The organism is Pacificibacter marinus (genome assembly GCF_900109555.1).
Taxonomy (GTDB): domain Bacteria; phylum Pseudomonadota; class Alphaproteobacteria; order Rhodobacterales; family Rhodobacteraceae; genus Celeribacter; species Celeribacter marinus_C.
In genome coordinates, this window is the sequence record NZ_FNZV01000015.1 from 49,758 (window position 1) to 64,048 (window position 14,291).

The window sequence follows — 14,291 nt, forward strand, 5'->3', positions numbered from 1 at the left end:
CAATATCGCGCCTAACCTACTGTAATTAAACGAATTGCACGATCTTTTTCCATTAACCAAAGTAGAACACGCACAGCCTGCCCGCGCTCAGATTTTAACTTTGGATCATCCAATAGAAATTTACGGGCATCGTTTTGTGCCAGTGCCATCAGCGCAGATTGAGTTTCAATATCGGCAATGCGGAACTTTGGTACGCCAGATTGCGCGGTACCAAGCAAATCCCCTGCCCCGCGCATTACCAAATCCTCTTCTGCAATCCGAAACCCATCCTCGGTTTCTCGTAAAAGCTCAAGACGCCGACGTCCCGTTTCACTCAGCGGAGCTTGGTACAACAGCAGGCAGGTTGACGCGACAGACCCGCGCCCCACGCGCCCTCGCAACTGATGCAACTGCGCCAAACCAAAATGTTCTGCCCGCTCAATCACCATAATAGATGCATTGGGCACATTCACCCCGACTTCAATAACAGTCGTTGCGACAAGAACCGCCAATTGCCCCGTTGCAAACGCGGCCATTGTACGGTCTTTTTCCTCAGACGCCATTTGGCCATGCACCAAACCGACTTTTCCCTCGCCCAAAGCGGCACGTAAATGTTTAAACCGCTCTTCTGCAGCGACCAGATCCATCACTTCGCTTTCGCCAACAAGTGGACAAACCCAATACGCTTGGCGCCCCGCATCCACAGCAGACCGTAAATGCGCCACAACATCATCGATCCGCTCAGTTGAACTGAGCGCCGTTTTGATCGCCATGCGACCCGCCGGTTTCTCATCCAAAATTGACACATCCATGTCGCCAAATTGTGCCAAAGACAAAGACCGTGGGATCGGTGTTGCTGTCATAACCAACACATCAGAAAAACGCCCTTTGTCCGCCAATGCCATGCGCTGCGTCACACCAAACCGATGTTGTTCGTCCACAATTGCCAGCCTAAGATCGTGAAAAATCACATCCTCTTGAAACACCGCATGGGTGCCCACAAGAATTTGAATATCTCCGCGCTTCAGCGCACTCAATTTAGCTTTGCGTTCCTTGCCTTTGTCACGCCCTGTTAACAACTCAAGAACAACGCCGGCCTGTTCCGCAAGGGGTTTGAGATCAGCCAAATGTTGGCGTGCCAAAATTTCTGTCGGCGCCATCAAAACGCCTTGGCCGCCGGATTCCACCGCAATCAGCAACGCCATAAAGGCAACCAATGTCTTGCCTGATCCAACATCACCCATCAAAAGCCGGTTCATCCGCTCTGGCGACGCCAAGTCTGCTTGGATATCATCCATGGCGCGGCCCTGCGCCCCGGTTGGCTTGAACGCAAGCGCCTTTAAGACTTGCGCCCGCAGGCGACCATCGCCAATCGACGCTCGTCCAGGTTTCGATTTAACGGATGTGCGCGCCAGTGCCAACGTCAATTGATGTGCGAAAAATTCATCATAAGCAAGCCTTTGATGGGCAGCCGATGTTGGGGATATTTCGTCTATACTGAGTGGGTTATGCGCCGTAAGTAATGCAGTCCGAAAGCTCGGCCAGCCTTCGCGTGATCGCAAGTGTGGGTCAATCCATTCCGCAAAATCTGGCGTTTTATCAATGGCATCAGCACAGGCCTTGGCCATTATTTTTTGCGTCACACCAGCTGTAAGCGGATAGACTGGCTCAAAATGAGGCAGCTCGCTTTCTCGATCCACGGCAAGAATATGATCGGGGTGCGGTATCTGAATTTGCGCTTCGTACAACTCAACTTTGCCAGACACTAAAAGGGTTTCACCAACGGGAAGTTGTTTTTCAATCCAATCAGACGCGCCGCGAAAGAACACAATTTGAAATTCTGTTCGTTGATCTTGAACAAAAACCCGATGTGGCAACCCTTTGCGATTGGGAACCAAATGGCGCAAAACCGTGATTTCAACGGTCACGACATCGCCGGAACGAGCCCCCTGAACCGTGTCAATGCGACGTCGATCGATCAAGGCATGCGGCAGGGTAAACAACAAATCACGTGGTTTTTCGACAGATAGACCGCTCAACGACTTGGCGGTTTTGGGCCCCACGCCAGCCAGAGTTTCAAGTCCGGCGAACAATGGAAATAAAATTTCAGGGCGTGATGCGCTCATGATCCACCAATCAGGTCAAGCCAACCGTCTTCGTCCAATGTCAAAATCTCAAGTTCCGCTGCCTTTTTAGCTTTCGATCCGGCCCCTGGTCCAGCCACCAAAATATCAGTTTTGGCAGATACGGATCCAGAGACTTTAGCCCCAAGACTTTCAGCTGTAGCTTTGGCTTCTGCACGACTCATCTTTTCCAAAGTCCCCGAGAAAACAACGATTTTTCCCGTGACAGGACTGTCATTGGCCGGTTTTTGTGCGTTTTTTATGGTTAAATGCGCAGCCAGACGGTCGATCGAGGCACGCTCGGCGTCTTGATGAAACGCGAGAATCAAAGACTTGGCCATGACCGCACCGACGCCATCAATTGACAAAAGATCATCCCATATGGTGCCTTCGCCAATCGTCGCATTGGTCATTGCCGCCTCAAATGAGGTCCAATCGCCATAATTAAGCGCAAGCAATGCCGCCGAGCTATCGCCCACATGGCGAATGCCAAGCGCAAAGATCATGCGTGCCAAATCGATTTCTCGTCTATCAGAGATAGCATCAAAAAGTTTTTGCGCAGATTTCGCGCCCCAACCCTCGCGGTTTTTCAGCTGTTGCAGCCCCGATCCGTAGCGTTCTTCTAACATGAAAATATCGCTGGGCTCAGAAATCCAGCCATCATTGTAAAACTGCTCAACCTGCTTGGCGCCAAAGCCATCGATATCAAAAGCACCGCGCGAGACGAAGTGCTTTAACTTTTCAATGGCTTGTGCGGGGCAAATCATCCCACCTGTACAGCGATGAACGGCATCACCATCTTCGCGAACAGCTTCGGACCCGCATTCGGGGCAAACATTTGGAAAAACAAACGCCACCTCATCGCCAGTGCGTTTTGTGATGTCGACATCGGCAATTTTGGGAATGACATCGCCAGCGCGGTAGACTTGCACCCAATCACCGACACGAATGTCTTTTCCACCTCGAATGTCAGCGCCTTTACCATCGCGCCCCTCGATATAATCTTGATTGTGGAGCGTCGCGTTTGAAACAACAACCCCGCCAACCGTCACGGGTGACAAACGGGCAACGGGACTTAAAGCACCAGTGCGCCCGACTTGAATATCAATGGCTTCCAAGCGCGTCCAAGCCAATTCTGCAGGAAATTTATGTGCGATTGCCCAACGTGGCGTGGTGGAGCGAAACCCAAGACGGCCTTGTAAAGCAAGGTCATTCACCTTGTAGACGACGCCGTCAATATCATAGCCAAGGGTCGCACGTTGTGCTTCGATTTCACGGTAGTGGGCAATCATTTCTTGCGGTGAGGCACATAGTTTGGTGAGTGGATTTGTGGAAAAACCATAAGATTCCAGTGCATTAATCGCCCCCATTTGCGTGTCTGATAAAGGCGTGGACAGCGCACCCCATGCATAGGCAAAAAATTTCAACGGGCGCGCGCGCGTGATTTCGACATCAAGTTGGCGCAAACTGCCCGCTGCGGCATTGCGGGGATTTGAGAAAACCTTACCGCCGCGCTCAGCATGACGCGCGTTAAGTGATTCAAAGTCAGCATGGCTCATGTAAACTTCGCCGCGCACCTCTAAGATATCAGGAGCATTTTGGATTTGATGAGGAATGTCTTGGATTGTTTTGGCATTTTCCGTGACGTTTTCACCTGTTTCGCCATCACCGCGCGTTGCGGCGTGCACAAGTTGTCCCTGCTCATATCTTATTGAAAGGGATAGCCCATCGATTTTGGGTTCAGCCGTGTAAAGAATGCCGTCTGACGTGCCCAAAAACTTGGAAACCGATGCATCAAATTCTTCCACGTCTGTGTCATTGAACGCGTTTGAAAGAGACAACATGCGAACAGCATGTGTGATTTTACCGAAGCCTGCACTTGGCGTAGCACCGACCTGATCCGTTGGACTGTCGTCTCTTTTTAGCTGAGGAAACCGTTTTTCAATCGCGGCGTTACGCAATTTAAGCGCATCATAATCCGCATCAATCAGTTTTGCGTCTTTTGTGTAGTAGTCATTATTTGCGGCAAGTAGAACCTTTGACAGGCGCGCAAGTTCGCTACGCGCTTGATCTTCGGTCAACTCACTGACAGCCACGTCCACACACATAAAGAAACCTCTCCAACTTTGTCTCCGAAAGTTTTAGGAGAGCACAGCGGAGAGGTCCAGTGGGAGAATTCAATGACAAGCTTGAACACTGCCGCGACAACCGCAGTGTTGCTTGGCCAACTTAGGCGCCAATGGCCATTGGGGTATGCATATCTGCTGGATCAGGATCACGCAAAACATAGCCGCGCCCCCAGACAGTTTCGATGTAATTGTCGCCGTCTGTCGCATTGGACAATTTTTTGCGTAGCTTACAAATGAACACATCAATGATTTTCAACTCTGGTTCATCCATGCCACCATAAAGGTGGTTCAAGAACATCTCTTTGGTCAACGTTGTACCTTTGCGCAGCGAAAGAAGTTCAAGCATTTGATATTCTTTGCCTGTCAGATGAACGGGTTTATTTTCCACAGAAACCGTTTTTGCATCAAGATTGACTTCGATTTTACCCGTGCCGATCACAGATTGTGAATGCCCTTTAGACCGCCGGATAATCGCGTGAATACGGGCAACCAATTCTTCACGGTGGAATGGTTTGGTGAGATAATCATCCGCGCCAAATCCGAATCCTTTGATTTTGTTATCTGTGTCATCGGCACCAGATAGAATCAAAATGGGGGTTTCGATCCGTGCGAGGCGCAATTGGCGCAATACTTCATGGCCATTCATATCAGGCAAACCAAGATCCAGTAGGATAAGGTCATAATCATAGAGTTTTGCGAGATCGATCCCTTCCTCGCCCAAATCAGTCGTATAGACGTTAAGATTCGCGTGTGTCAGCATCAACTCGATACTTTTAGAAGTTGTGGGATCGTCTTCGACCAGCAGAATGCGCATACTTTTGGGTCTCCGTTGCTAAATTTTATCGAACGCTCGTTGGATAAAATTATTGATCAAAAATGGTTAACCACACGTTACCAGTTTTAACCTTTTAGTATATTCAACCTAAGGTTGTCTATATTTTTGGACTGAAGTGGCTTTTAAAGCGACTTCACCATGATTCTGAATGGCATTCTTCCAAGAATTGTACTCTTCCTCGCTCAATCCATAGGTCTGCAAGGCCTCGGTCAAAGGAATCAGTCCAAATGCAACAGCTTTAACAATAATGGCTTTACGCGATGCCACCCAGCGCCGTGTTTCAGGCGGCGGTAGGTCTGCGCGGGTCATAATACTGCCATTTGGCAAGGTTACGGCGCGCGGGCCGTCTACTTTTTTTAAATACATGGGCCTCACCCTCATCAACTTTACGTATTTGTTGTGACGCAAGGGTCTTAATGGGTGGTGAAACCTGCCATTGAGAATATATAGGATTTTCATATATTCTGAACATCTTCTGGAAAGGTTTTGTTCATGCTTAATGCTGCAACTGATACGACCACACATCCGATCAACTCTCTTGGCTTTGCCAAGCCCCCATCTGAGACACGCGTTGTCGTTGCCATGTCTGGCGGCGTCGACAGTTCTGTTGTGGCGGCGCAATTGGCAGAAGAGGGCTATGATGTCGTTGGAGTGACCTTGCAGCTGTACGACCATGGCGCAGCTTTGTCGAAAAAAGGCGCATGCTGTGCGGGACGTGATATTCACGATGCGCGGCGCGTCGCCGAAGAAATGGGCTTTCCGCATTACGTTTTGGATTACGAGAACGTGTTTAAAGACGCGGTGATCGATGAATTTGCCGACAGCTACTTGGCGGGCGCGACGCCTGTGCCCTGTATTCGCTGCAACGAGCGGGTGAAATTCAAAGACCTTTTGAACACGGCCAAAGATTTGGACGCCGATTGCATGGCCACAGGTCACTATATTCAGCGTAAAATGGGCAAGAACGGTGCGGAGTTGCATTCCGCAGCCGACGCAAACCGTGACCAAAGCTATTTCTTGTTCTCAACCAAAGAAGAGCAATTGGATTATCTGCGCTTTCCATTGGGGCACCTTGCCTCAAAAGCCGAAACACGCGCTTTGGCGGCAAAATACGGATTGGCCGTGGCGGACAAGCCCGACAGCCAAGACATTTGTTTTGTGCCAAACGGTAATTATGCCTCTGTGATTGAAAAACTGCGCCCTGGGGCTGCGGAACCGGGTGACATTGTCGACACCGATGGCACTGTTTTGGGCCAGCACAACGGCGTGTTGCATTACACTGTCGGTCAACGTCGCGGGCTTGGCATCGGTGGCTTGGCTGATCCGCTTTATGTGGTCAAATTGGATGTCGATAAAAAACAGGTCATCGTTGGCCCGAAAGACATGCTTGCCACGCGCAAAATTCCTGTGCGTGAAATCAATTGGCTGGGCGATGAGCCGCTGTCATCACGTAAAGAATGGCATGTATTGGTTCGTGTGCGCTCAACCCGTCCACCACGTGAAGCAATCATTCGCCCTATTTCTGATACAGAAGCCGAGGTGGAATTGATCGTCGCTGAAGAAGGCGTCTCAGCAGGCCAAGCGTGCGTGTTCTATGATGATAACAGCACGCGCATCTTTGGTGGCGGCTGGATTTGGCGCGGGTATTAACCCTGAACGCTATTAGATTTTGAGCCCTATAAAATGAAAATGGCCCATGTGTGCGTAAGAATACGTCTGCACATGGGCTTTTTCGCAGTTAGGGTGCAGGCAATTCCACAGAACGCTTCATAAGCAGTGCCATCAGATGCGCCATGATGATCGTCATTCCAACATGCCCGATAAAGGATGACTGCGTATATGTGCCAAAACCCATCATAAATGTCCGCCCAATAACTGGGGCCAAAAGACCTTGGGCGACGAACCACAAGATGAACCCTGATACAAACCCCGTAAACCAAACGCGCGTCGGCATCAGCAGACGGATCAAATAGGTGAACACCCCAAATCCAAGCGCTCCAATCACAAAGTGAATCGGAAAGGCCGCGATGTGGGACAGTTTCACCCCTGTAAATTTCGCAGTCATCGCAATCACCAGATTAGACGGTTGCAAGGTGACGCCAAACAGAGCGGGCGAGATCAACCACGCATAAAGTTCAAAGGCAATTTCGCCGATCAAACCTGCAAGGACGACAGATAATAGAATTTTCGTGTTTGTAAGGGATTGAACGGTTTGCATAATTTTCTCTTTTTGATGTGTCGCGCTTACGTACGAGCACGCCACATCAACAACAAGAAACGTCTCTTCACAACCGATAGAAACTCCGCGAGCGGACTGTGATCCGTGCAAATCAAAGTTAAGGTTTTGCTTTGCGCACTCCATCCAAAATGGCCCGTGCCGCCCGCAAACCGGGGGCGTCACCACCCTGCCCCAAACGTTGCATGGTCAAATCAAGCGCTGCGGTTTGCGCATCTGGGTTTTGCAGAACGTTACTAAGCGCTTTTGCGATCTCTTTAGGCTGGCACTTTTGCGCCAGATATTCCGGTACAACGCGTGTCTCAGACACCAAATTGACCAAAGTGACGGTGTCGATCAGCAATTTACGCTCAACGATCTTTTGCGTCAGCCATTGCATTTTATAGGCGATCACCATCGGCGTTTGGTTGGCCGCAAGTTCAAGCGACACAGTACCAGACGCCGCCAAAGCGATGTCTGCGGCTTTGAACGCGGCGCGTTTGGCATATTTGTCACTGGATTTGATCAAGATCGGTTGCACGGGCCAATCGGCGATTTTCTCGCGCACAAGCGCCTCAACAGGACCAGCCATGGGCAACACATAACGCGCATCGGGATGGGTTTTAGCAAACAGGCCAAGCGCAGCACCGAAATCATCAGAAAGCCTTGCAACCTCGCCTTTACGTGATCCCGGCAGGACCAGAACCAAAGGCGCCTTGTTGATTTGGAATTCAGCGCGGAATGCCGCGACTTCGGCGTCTGTGGCGACATATTCGGTCGACACAGGATGGCCGACAAAATCACAGCGCAACCCTTTGGCCTCAAAATAACGCGGTTCAAACGGAAATAACGCCAGAACTTGATCGACTTTTGCGGCCATTTTAGCAGCCCGTTCAGGACGCCATGCCCAAACAGTCGGGGCAACATAATGGCAAATGCGCAGATCGGATTGCGCTTTGACAATATCCGCGACGCGCAGGCAAAAATCAGGGCTGTCGATGGTCAAAATCACATCAGGTGCCCATGCGATTGCAGCCTCGGCAGTCTCGCGAATACGGCGTTTGAGGTGAAAATACTTGGGCAAGATTTCCATGATGCCCATCAATGACAATTCATCCATCGGGAATAGGCTTTCCAGACCTTGTTCGGCCATCAAAGGCCCACCAACACCGCGAAAATCCACATTGTGCAAAGATTTCAGCCCCGCCATGGCAGCGGCACCCAATTTATCGCCAGACTGCTCGCCAGCGATGATAAAGACTTTCAAGTTTAGGGCGTCAGTGTTCATTGAGCTTTCAGGAAAATACCTGCCTCTTCAACGCGGGATTTAACCGCCATGCGATTAAGCACGATGACCTGTCTTGCCGGAATGATCAGCCCCGCCAAACCAGCCGCGATAACGGCGTCAATTGTGTTTGGACCAATGGTGGGTATGTCGATGCGCAAGTCTTGTGAGTGTTTCGGAGCTTTGACAAACACGCCTTTGGCGCGGCGCAGATGTTCGGGGGTTTGTGCCACATAGCCAAGCATTGAATCCGTGCCCTGCAACGTCTCGATTCCCAACATCATCCCGCCAGCACAGACAGCGCCTTGGCCGACATCCAAGGGGGACAAAGCGCCCAACACCTCAAGCGCACGTGCGGCGTCTTTGTCGTCTTGTTTACTGGGCTTTGTGCCCCAAATCGTGTCATGATCCAACACCAAGTCAGGGCAAATATCGACAGCACTTTTGATCGCAAAACCTTGGTCATCAAACACCGCCAGAACTTCGCGCAGCAACGCGTCATCTCCCTTGCCCAAAGACATGGCCAAACGCAGCGCGTGGCGGTCCAGCAAAGCAGGGTTCACTTTGGGGCGCGCCATGGCACCCGCAAAAGCCACGGATGTAACATCACTTTGCTTTAACGCCTTAAACAGCCGTCCAAGCTTTTCGATCCGTGCAGGGATGTGTTCAATACCATCGGGCACTGACGTGTCATCAAGGGTCACATACACAGGGGCATCCAAAGCAGCGGCCAAAAGCCGTGGCAGTTCCCCTGATCCCGCGATGATAGCAGTTCTGCTCATGCGTGAGACCCTATTTAGGTGTTAAAAACCCGCGATCACTGTCGCCCATGACAAAGGCAATCATCCGCGCCACATATTCGCTATCGAAATCTTCTGACAGGCGCGCGGCACGATCTTTGAACGATCCCTCGCCCTGTTTGAGCATCTGAAACGCGGCACGCAGTTGGTTGATGTCATCGCGTGGCACGCCGCGACGCTTGAGCCCCACCAGATTGAGACCGTCCAATTCAGCGCGTGGCCCTTGTACCAAAGCCAGCGGCAAGACATCTGCCGTGACCATAGACAAAGCGCCAACGATAGCCCCTTGGCCAATGCGCACAAATTGATGAATGCCAGACAGTCCGCCGATGATAACATCGTCGTCAATCACGCAGTGGCCCGCGACGGCAACGGAATTGACCAAGATCACTCGATTGCCGATCTGCGCATCATGTGCAACATGCGCTGAGGCCATAAGCAAATTGTCGTCACCAAGACGCGTGACACCGCCACCACCCTCGGTTCCGAGGTTCAGCGTGACATATTCGCGAATACGGTTGCGCTTGCCGACGACCAATTTGGTCGCCTCGCCTTTGTATTTCAAATCCTGTGGGATCGCACCGATAGAGGCGAATTGAAAGATCACCGTGTCATCGCCAATGTTTGTGTCACCAGACACAACAACATGGCTTTTCAACGTGACGCCAGCCCCTAAAACGACCTGCGGCCCCACCAGACAAAACGGGCCGATGACGCAGTTTGGCCCCACAACAGCGCCGTCTTCGATGATGCTTGAGGGGTGAATTTTGGCACTTGGATCTATGCTCATCGAGGGCTCCGAATGTAAGGTCGTCTTGCGGTCAGGCACATTGAGAGATCAGATCACTCTTTGGGCAAATCCATCATCGCGGTAAAGGATGCTTCGCACGCAAGCTCGCCATCTACTTCGGCGCGACCATCGAATTTCCACACTTTGCCGCCACCGCGTTTGGTGGTGATGTGCATTTTCAACACATCGCCGGGAACGACTTTGCGGCGAAATTTGCAGGCCTCGATAGACATGAAATAGACCAGAAAATCTTTGTCAGCGAGACCGTTTTCCACGCCAACCATCACCGCCGCCGTTTGCGCCATCGCTTCGACAATAGTCACACCGGGCATGATGGGGGCACCTGGAAAGTGACCTTGGAAATGTGGCTCGTTGAAAGTGACGTTTTTAAGCCCAGTGCAGGTCTCTGCGCCATTGATATCAACAACGCGGTCTACCAGCAAAAACGGATACCGATGCGGGATAATGCGCTGAATAAGATCGATATCTGCTGTTTTGAAGCTCTCTGTCATGTTCGTCCCTTGTCGTATTTCGTGTCTTTGCCCTTGTGGGCCTGTTGTTTGTAACCTGATCATGCTCAGACTGCGTCCGAAAGTCCAGCGCCTCCAATCGTCGGTGGTCGTTGGGGCATTTCAAGGCTGGCCACGCAGTGTCACGTTTGTGCGTGAGAGCATGTGTGTACCAATGGTGCCTTGTCCTGACAAGTCAGCATGTTCGTTTATGGCTTTGTCTACGGGTCAGTCGTATCAGTGGGGACAGTTGCCCCGATATCATCTTTGCCTTCGATGTCTGCATCCGTGTCTGACTTAGTGTTTATCTGGGCATCCAATCGCCTGACGGCTTCGACCGAAATATCAATACTGCCCGACATCAAATATATTTGCTTGCGTTCAAACACTGCAACGGCGCCCACTTCGCGGGCAATCTGTGTGAGAACAACATTCAAATTTTGCTCAAAATCACGCGCTCCTTGGTCATAAGCCTGCTGCACGGCATCTGATTTGGCCTTTTGCTCTGATCGAATGGCGGTCACTTTGGCGTCAAACGCATCCGCTTTAAATTTGAAAGCGGCGCTGGACAAGCTGTCTTTAAGAGCTGAAAGATTTTGTTCTTCTGCTTCTAAATCTGCGTAGATTTCATCATTTTCGGCCACAAGTTCGGCGCGCAACGTTTCAATTTTCGCGTCAAGCGCCTGTCCCAGTTTGGACTCGAGAAAGATTTTTTCTCGGTCAAACGCAATGATCGGCGCATGCAACACCTGCCCAGAGGGCGCGGGCGTTGCAGCATTTGTATCAAGCGTAACACGAGGCAGATCCATTGGCGTGTCCAAGGTGTCTTGTGCCGCAGCGGATGTCAAAACAAGCACTGCGCTGGCACAAATCCCCAAACAAACTGACCAGATCTGCCTCACGTTTAGAACTCGGTCGCGATGGTCAAATCAAAGTTTTGCACGCTGTCGTAGTCTTCTTTTTGCAAGGCCCGTGAAAAGTTAAACCGCAAAGGACCAATGGGGGTTTTCAAAAAGATGGACGCCCCAATAGCCGTGCGCCAGTTCAAATCATCGCTGCCGGCTGCATCAATGTTATTATCAAGCCCCCAGACAGACCCGTGATCCAAGAACAACCCGCCTTTGATCCCGTATTCTTCTGGCAGTCCCAATGGGAAATTCGCCTCTAAACGTGCAGCGGCGTAGTAATTGCCACCCAACGCAACGCCATCCGCATCGGCCTGATCGCGTGCGCCAATGCCGCCAGGTTCAAACCCGCGAATGATAGATGTACCTGAAAAGAAACGATCTGAAACACGCGTGTCCATGCCGTCGCCCTTGATGGCACCGCCTTCGATGCTGGCGCGCAAAGTCACCGCTTCGTTCATGACTTTGGTTTCGGCTGCAAGTTCGGCAGTGCTGCGCAGATATGCGACATCGCCCCCAAGGCCAGCATAGTCTTGGCTGAATTTAAATGAGAACCCTGCATTTGGATTGACACCATTGCGGCGCGTATCAAAGCTATAAGTGTAGCCGACAGATTGCTCAAAGACCCGCCCATCATCAACATCACTTTGGATGATATCAGGTAGAACATTAGCATCGGGGTTTGTCAGTTCACTCATCCCAGCACGGTAGCGTACAGCCAAACGACCACGCTCAGACACGGGGAATGTTAGGCTTGGCGATACATACAGCTGTCTTTCTGTGTGATCGGAATAGCTTGGGTTTGACAGCCCATATGATGCGGACAGGCCAAAGGCCACATCGCGACCAAGGAACGCTGGTTCCACAAAATTGAACGACAGGTTCCCGTCATCAAGTTGCGTGGTCAGGTTAAAGGACAGTCGCTGTCCACGGCCCAAAAAGTTCGATTCGCTGTAAGACGCAATCAAGTTAGCGCCCGAAGACACCGAATAATTTGCACCGAATGAAAAGCTACCTGTTGGTGCCTCATCAACGTCTACATCCACAATCACCTGCTGCTCAGAAGAGCCGGCGCGGGCATCAACCCGTGCATCGCTAAAGAACCCAAGCGCACGAATGCGGCTGGCGGATTCGCGGATTTCGCGGGGATTGAATGGATCGCCCTCAACAACGCGGAACTGTTGACGTACAACACGGTCCAGTGTGGTGGCGTTGCCTTCAATGTCGATACGTTCCACAAAAACACGTGGGCCGCGTATGAGCACAAATTCGATATCGAGCGCTTGTGAGCGATCATTGCGCGTGACGCGTGGCTCAACGCGCAAGAAATCGATGCCTTTTTTGGTCGCCAAACGTTCCATACGCTCAACGACATTTTCAACGGCAACCGGTGAATATGTCTGGCCAGAGCGAATGTTGAGAACTTTATTGAACTCAGCAGCATCCGCTTCGGGCACTTCAGACACCGTGCTGACAGTGCCAAAATCAAAGCTTTGGCCTTCGCGCACGTTGAACGTCAAGAAATACGCATTGCGTTCGCGTGAAAATTCAGCGGCGACATTCAAAATTTCGAAATCGACATAACCGCGTGACGTGTAGAAATCCGTCAAAACGCGTTTGTCGAATTCAACACGGTCTTCGGCGAATGTATCGCGGCCAACCAAAAAGCGAAATACGCCAGCTTGCTTGGATTCCAAAACGCGGCGCAAACGTGTGTCCGAGAAATCGCGGTTACCCACGAATGTCAGGCGCTCGATTTCAACGCCTTTGCCCTCGGTCACTTCAAACACAACATCAACGCGGTTGTCGTTTCTGCGGATGATGCGCGGCGTGACTGTGGCGGCCAATTGGCCTTTGGTCTCATAAATTTCTGTAATCGTGGCAGCGTCAAATTCGACCGTTGCGGGGGAATAGGCGCGGCGGGCTTGGGTTTTGATCGCAGGCAGCAAACTGTCGTCACTGACCTTGCTGTTTCCTTCGATGTTGATCCGCGACACGGTTGGGAATTCAGCGACTTTAATCACCAAACGCGCGCCTTCTGGCACAAATTCAACAGATTCAAACAATCCGGAGCCCAAAACACGTTGATATGCGTCATTCAATTCGCCGGCAGAGACCCCTTGCCCACGCACGATTCCCGCGTAGGACAAAATCGTATCTGAAGAAACCCGTCCATTGCCTTCAATCGCGACAGAGTTAAACCGAAACTCTTGCGCATAAGCAGCACTGGGAAAAGCAATGTAAGAGGTTGATCCCATTGCAAAAGCTGCACATGAAAGTGCAAGAGCACGCGGCAAAGAGCCGCGCAGGATGGTGTGAATTCCACGTTTTTGAAACCGCATGACAGCTTTCTCATTGACCCAAGTTATAAGTTGAGTAACGGGAATATTTGCCCTTGTCAAAAGGCGCGCGCATCCAGCGTGTCTAAGCGGCATCTCTTTGCCCCACAGCAAAAAGGGCAACCAGCGGGGTGCCCTAGCTCTTTCAGCGTTATCTTAGTGGTATAGCGTGCAACATAAACATCACCCAACGTCAGTTGAGCATCTCTTTTGCGATGTGTTTGGATGCTACGGGTCTATAAAAATAGATTACCAAACATGGAACCAACAACAAGTGCGACGGCGATAGTCGCACCGTATAAAAGGCGATCCCAGTTCAAACTGGCCAGCATAGAAATGCTGTTATAACTCGCTATGATTGCTGTCATGATTGACCTCACTC

At 51.1% G+C, this 14,291-nt stretch carries 12 protein-coding genes; 1 reads left to right on the plus strand and 11 read right to left on the minus strand.

Translation table 11 applies throughout. The features are described from left to right. Positions 1-11 precede the first annotated feature (11 nt). The 4 genes from recG to sciP form a co-directional block, all read right to left on the minus strand. Complete coding sequence (gene recG / locus BM025_RS16265) at positions 12-2,105, minus strand: ATP-dependent DNA helicase RecG (RefSeq protein ID WP_085850488.1); 2,094 nt, start codon at positions 2,103-2,105, stop codon at positions 12-14. Continuing rightward, entirely contained in the window at positions 2,102-4,210 is a 2,109-nt protein-coding gene (ligA, locus tag BM025_RS16270; RefSeq protein ID WP_085850487.1) for an NAD-dependent DNA ligase LigA, read from the minus strand. Before ligA ends, recG begins: the two co-directional genes overlap by 4 nt. Before the next feature lie 121 nt (positions 4,211-4,331). Continuing rightward, positions 4,332-5,045, minus strand: a complete 714-nt coding sequence (gene ctrA, locus BM025_RS16275; RefSeq protein WP_085850486.1) for a response regulator transcription factor CtrA — start codon at positions 5,043-5,045, stop codon at positions 4,332-4,334. 108 nt (positions 5,046-5,153) lie between these two features. After that, positions 5,154-5,432 (minus strand): CtrA inhibitor SciP, encoded by a 279-nt coding sequence (gene sciP / locus BM025_RS16280; RefSeq protein ID WP_085850485.1) that lies wholly within the window; start codon positions 5,430-5,432, stop codon positions 5,154-5,156. A gap of 126 nt (positions 5,433-5,558) precedes the next feature. Here sciP and mnmA point away from each other — a divergent pair, with 126 nt between their 5' ends. Beyond that, positions 5,559-6,716: a tRNA 2-thiouridine(34) synthase MnmA gene (gene mnmA, locus BM025_RS16285; protein WP_085850484.1), complete on the plus strand. Its 1,158-nt coding sequence runs from the start codon at positions 5,559-5,561 to the stop codon at positions 6,714-6,716. A gap of 88 nt (positions 6,717-6,804) precedes the next feature. Here mnmA and BM025_RS16290 read toward each other — a convergent pair whose 3' ends face one another. The 7 genes from BM025_RS16290 to bamA form a co-directional block, all read right to left on the minus strand. Continuing rightward, positions 6,805-7,284 (minus strand): hypothetical protein, encoded by a 480-nt coding sequence (locus tag BM025_RS16290; RefSeq protein WP_085850483.1) that lies wholly within the window; start codon positions 7,282-7,284, stop codon positions 6,805-6,807. 118 nt (positions 7,285-7,402) lie between these two features. Further along, positions 7,403-8,569, minus strand: a complete 1,167-nt coding sequence (gene lpxB / locus BM025_RS16295; RefSeq protein ID WP_090875433.1) for a lipid-A-disaccharide synthase — start codon at positions 8,567-8,569, stop codon at positions 7,403-7,405. Then, positions 8,566-9,348: an LpxI family protein gene (locus BM025_RS16300; RefSeq protein WP_085850482.1), complete on the minus strand. Its 783-nt coding sequence runs from the start codon at positions 9,346-9,348 to the stop codon at positions 8,566-8,568. The genes lpxB and BM025_RS16300 overlap by 4 nt, the downstream gene beginning before the upstream one ends. A gap of 10 nt (positions 9,349-9,358) precedes the next feature. Next, positions 9,359-10,156 (minus strand): acyl-ACP--UDP-N-acetylglucosamine O-acyltransferase, encoded by a 798-nt coding sequence (gene lpxA / locus BM025_RS16305; RefSeq protein WP_085850481.1) that lies wholly within the window; start codon positions 10,154-10,156, stop codon positions 9,359-9,361. 53 nt (positions 10,157-10,209) lie between these two features. Then, positions 10,210-10,668, minus strand: coding sequence for a 3-hydroxyacyl-ACP dehydratase FabZ (gene fabZ / locus BM025_RS16310; protein ID WP_085850480.1), 459 nt, complete (start codon positions 10,666-10,668; stop codon positions 10,210-10,212). Positions 10,669-10,886: 218 nt separating this feature from the next. Beyond that, positions 10,887-11,474 (minus strand): OmpH/Skp family outer membrane protein, encoded by a 588-nt coding sequence (locus BM025_RS16315; RefSeq protein WP_139204586.1) that lies wholly within the window; start codon positions 11,472-11,474, stop codon positions 10,887-10,889. Between the two features lie 95 nt (positions 11,475-11,569). Continuing rightward, on the minus strand, positions 11,570-13,912 hold the full coding sequence (bamA, locus tag BM025_RS16320; RefSeq protein WP_085850478.1) for an outer membrane protein assembly factor BamA: 2,343 nt from the start codon (positions 13,910-13,912) through the stop codon (positions 11,570-11,572). Positions 13,913-14,291: the final 379 nt, after the last annotated feature.

Bases quoted from the DNA above. Each gene is read 5' to 3' on its own strand.
- lpxB (WP_090875433.1), bottom strand. From the start codon at position 8,569: ATGAACACTGACGCCCTAAACTTGAAAGTCTTTATCATCGCTGGCGAG.
- recG (WP_085850488.1), bottom strand. From the start codon at position 2,105: ATGAGCGCATCACGCCCTGAAATTTTATTTCCATTGTTCGCCGGACTT.
- sciP (WP_085850485.1), bottom strand. From the start codon at position 5,432: ATGTATTTAAAAAAAGTAGACGGCCCGCGCGCCGTAACCTTGCCAAAT.
- BM025_RS16290 (WP_085850483.1), bottom strand. From the start codon at position 7,284: ATGCAAACCGTTCAATCCCTTACAAACACGAAAATTCTATTATCTGTC.
- bamA (WP_085850478.1), bottom strand. From the start codon at position 13,912: ATGCGGTTTCAAAAACGTGGAATTCACACCATCCTGCGCGGCTCTTTG.
- BM025_RS16315 (WP_139204586.1), bottom strand. From the start codon at position 11,474: ATGGATCTGCCTCGTGTTACGCTTGATACAAATGCTGCAACGCCCGCG.
- ligA (WP_085850487.1), bottom strand. From the start codon at position 4,210: ATGTGTGTGGACGTGGCTGTCAGTGAGTTGACCGAAGATCAAGCGCGT.
- fabZ (WP_085850480.1), bottom strand. From the start codon at position 10,668: ATGACAGAGAGCTTCAAAACAGCAGATATCGATCTTATTCAGCGCATT.
- lpxA (WP_085850481.1), bottom strand. From the start codon at position 10,156: ATGAGCATAGATCCAAGTGCCAAAATTCACCCCTCAAGCATCATCGAA.
- ctrA (WP_085850486.1), bottom strand. From the start codon at position 5,045: ATGCGCATTCTGCTGGTCGAAGACGATCCCACAACTTCTAAAAGTATC.
- mnmA (WP_085850484.1), top strand. From the start codon at position 5,559: ATGCTTAATGCTGCAACTGATACGACCACACATCCGATCAACTCTCTT.
- BM025_RS16300 (WP_085850482.1), bottom strand. From the start codon at position 9,348: ATGAGCAGAACTGCTATCATCGCGGGATCAGGGGAACTGCCACGGCTT.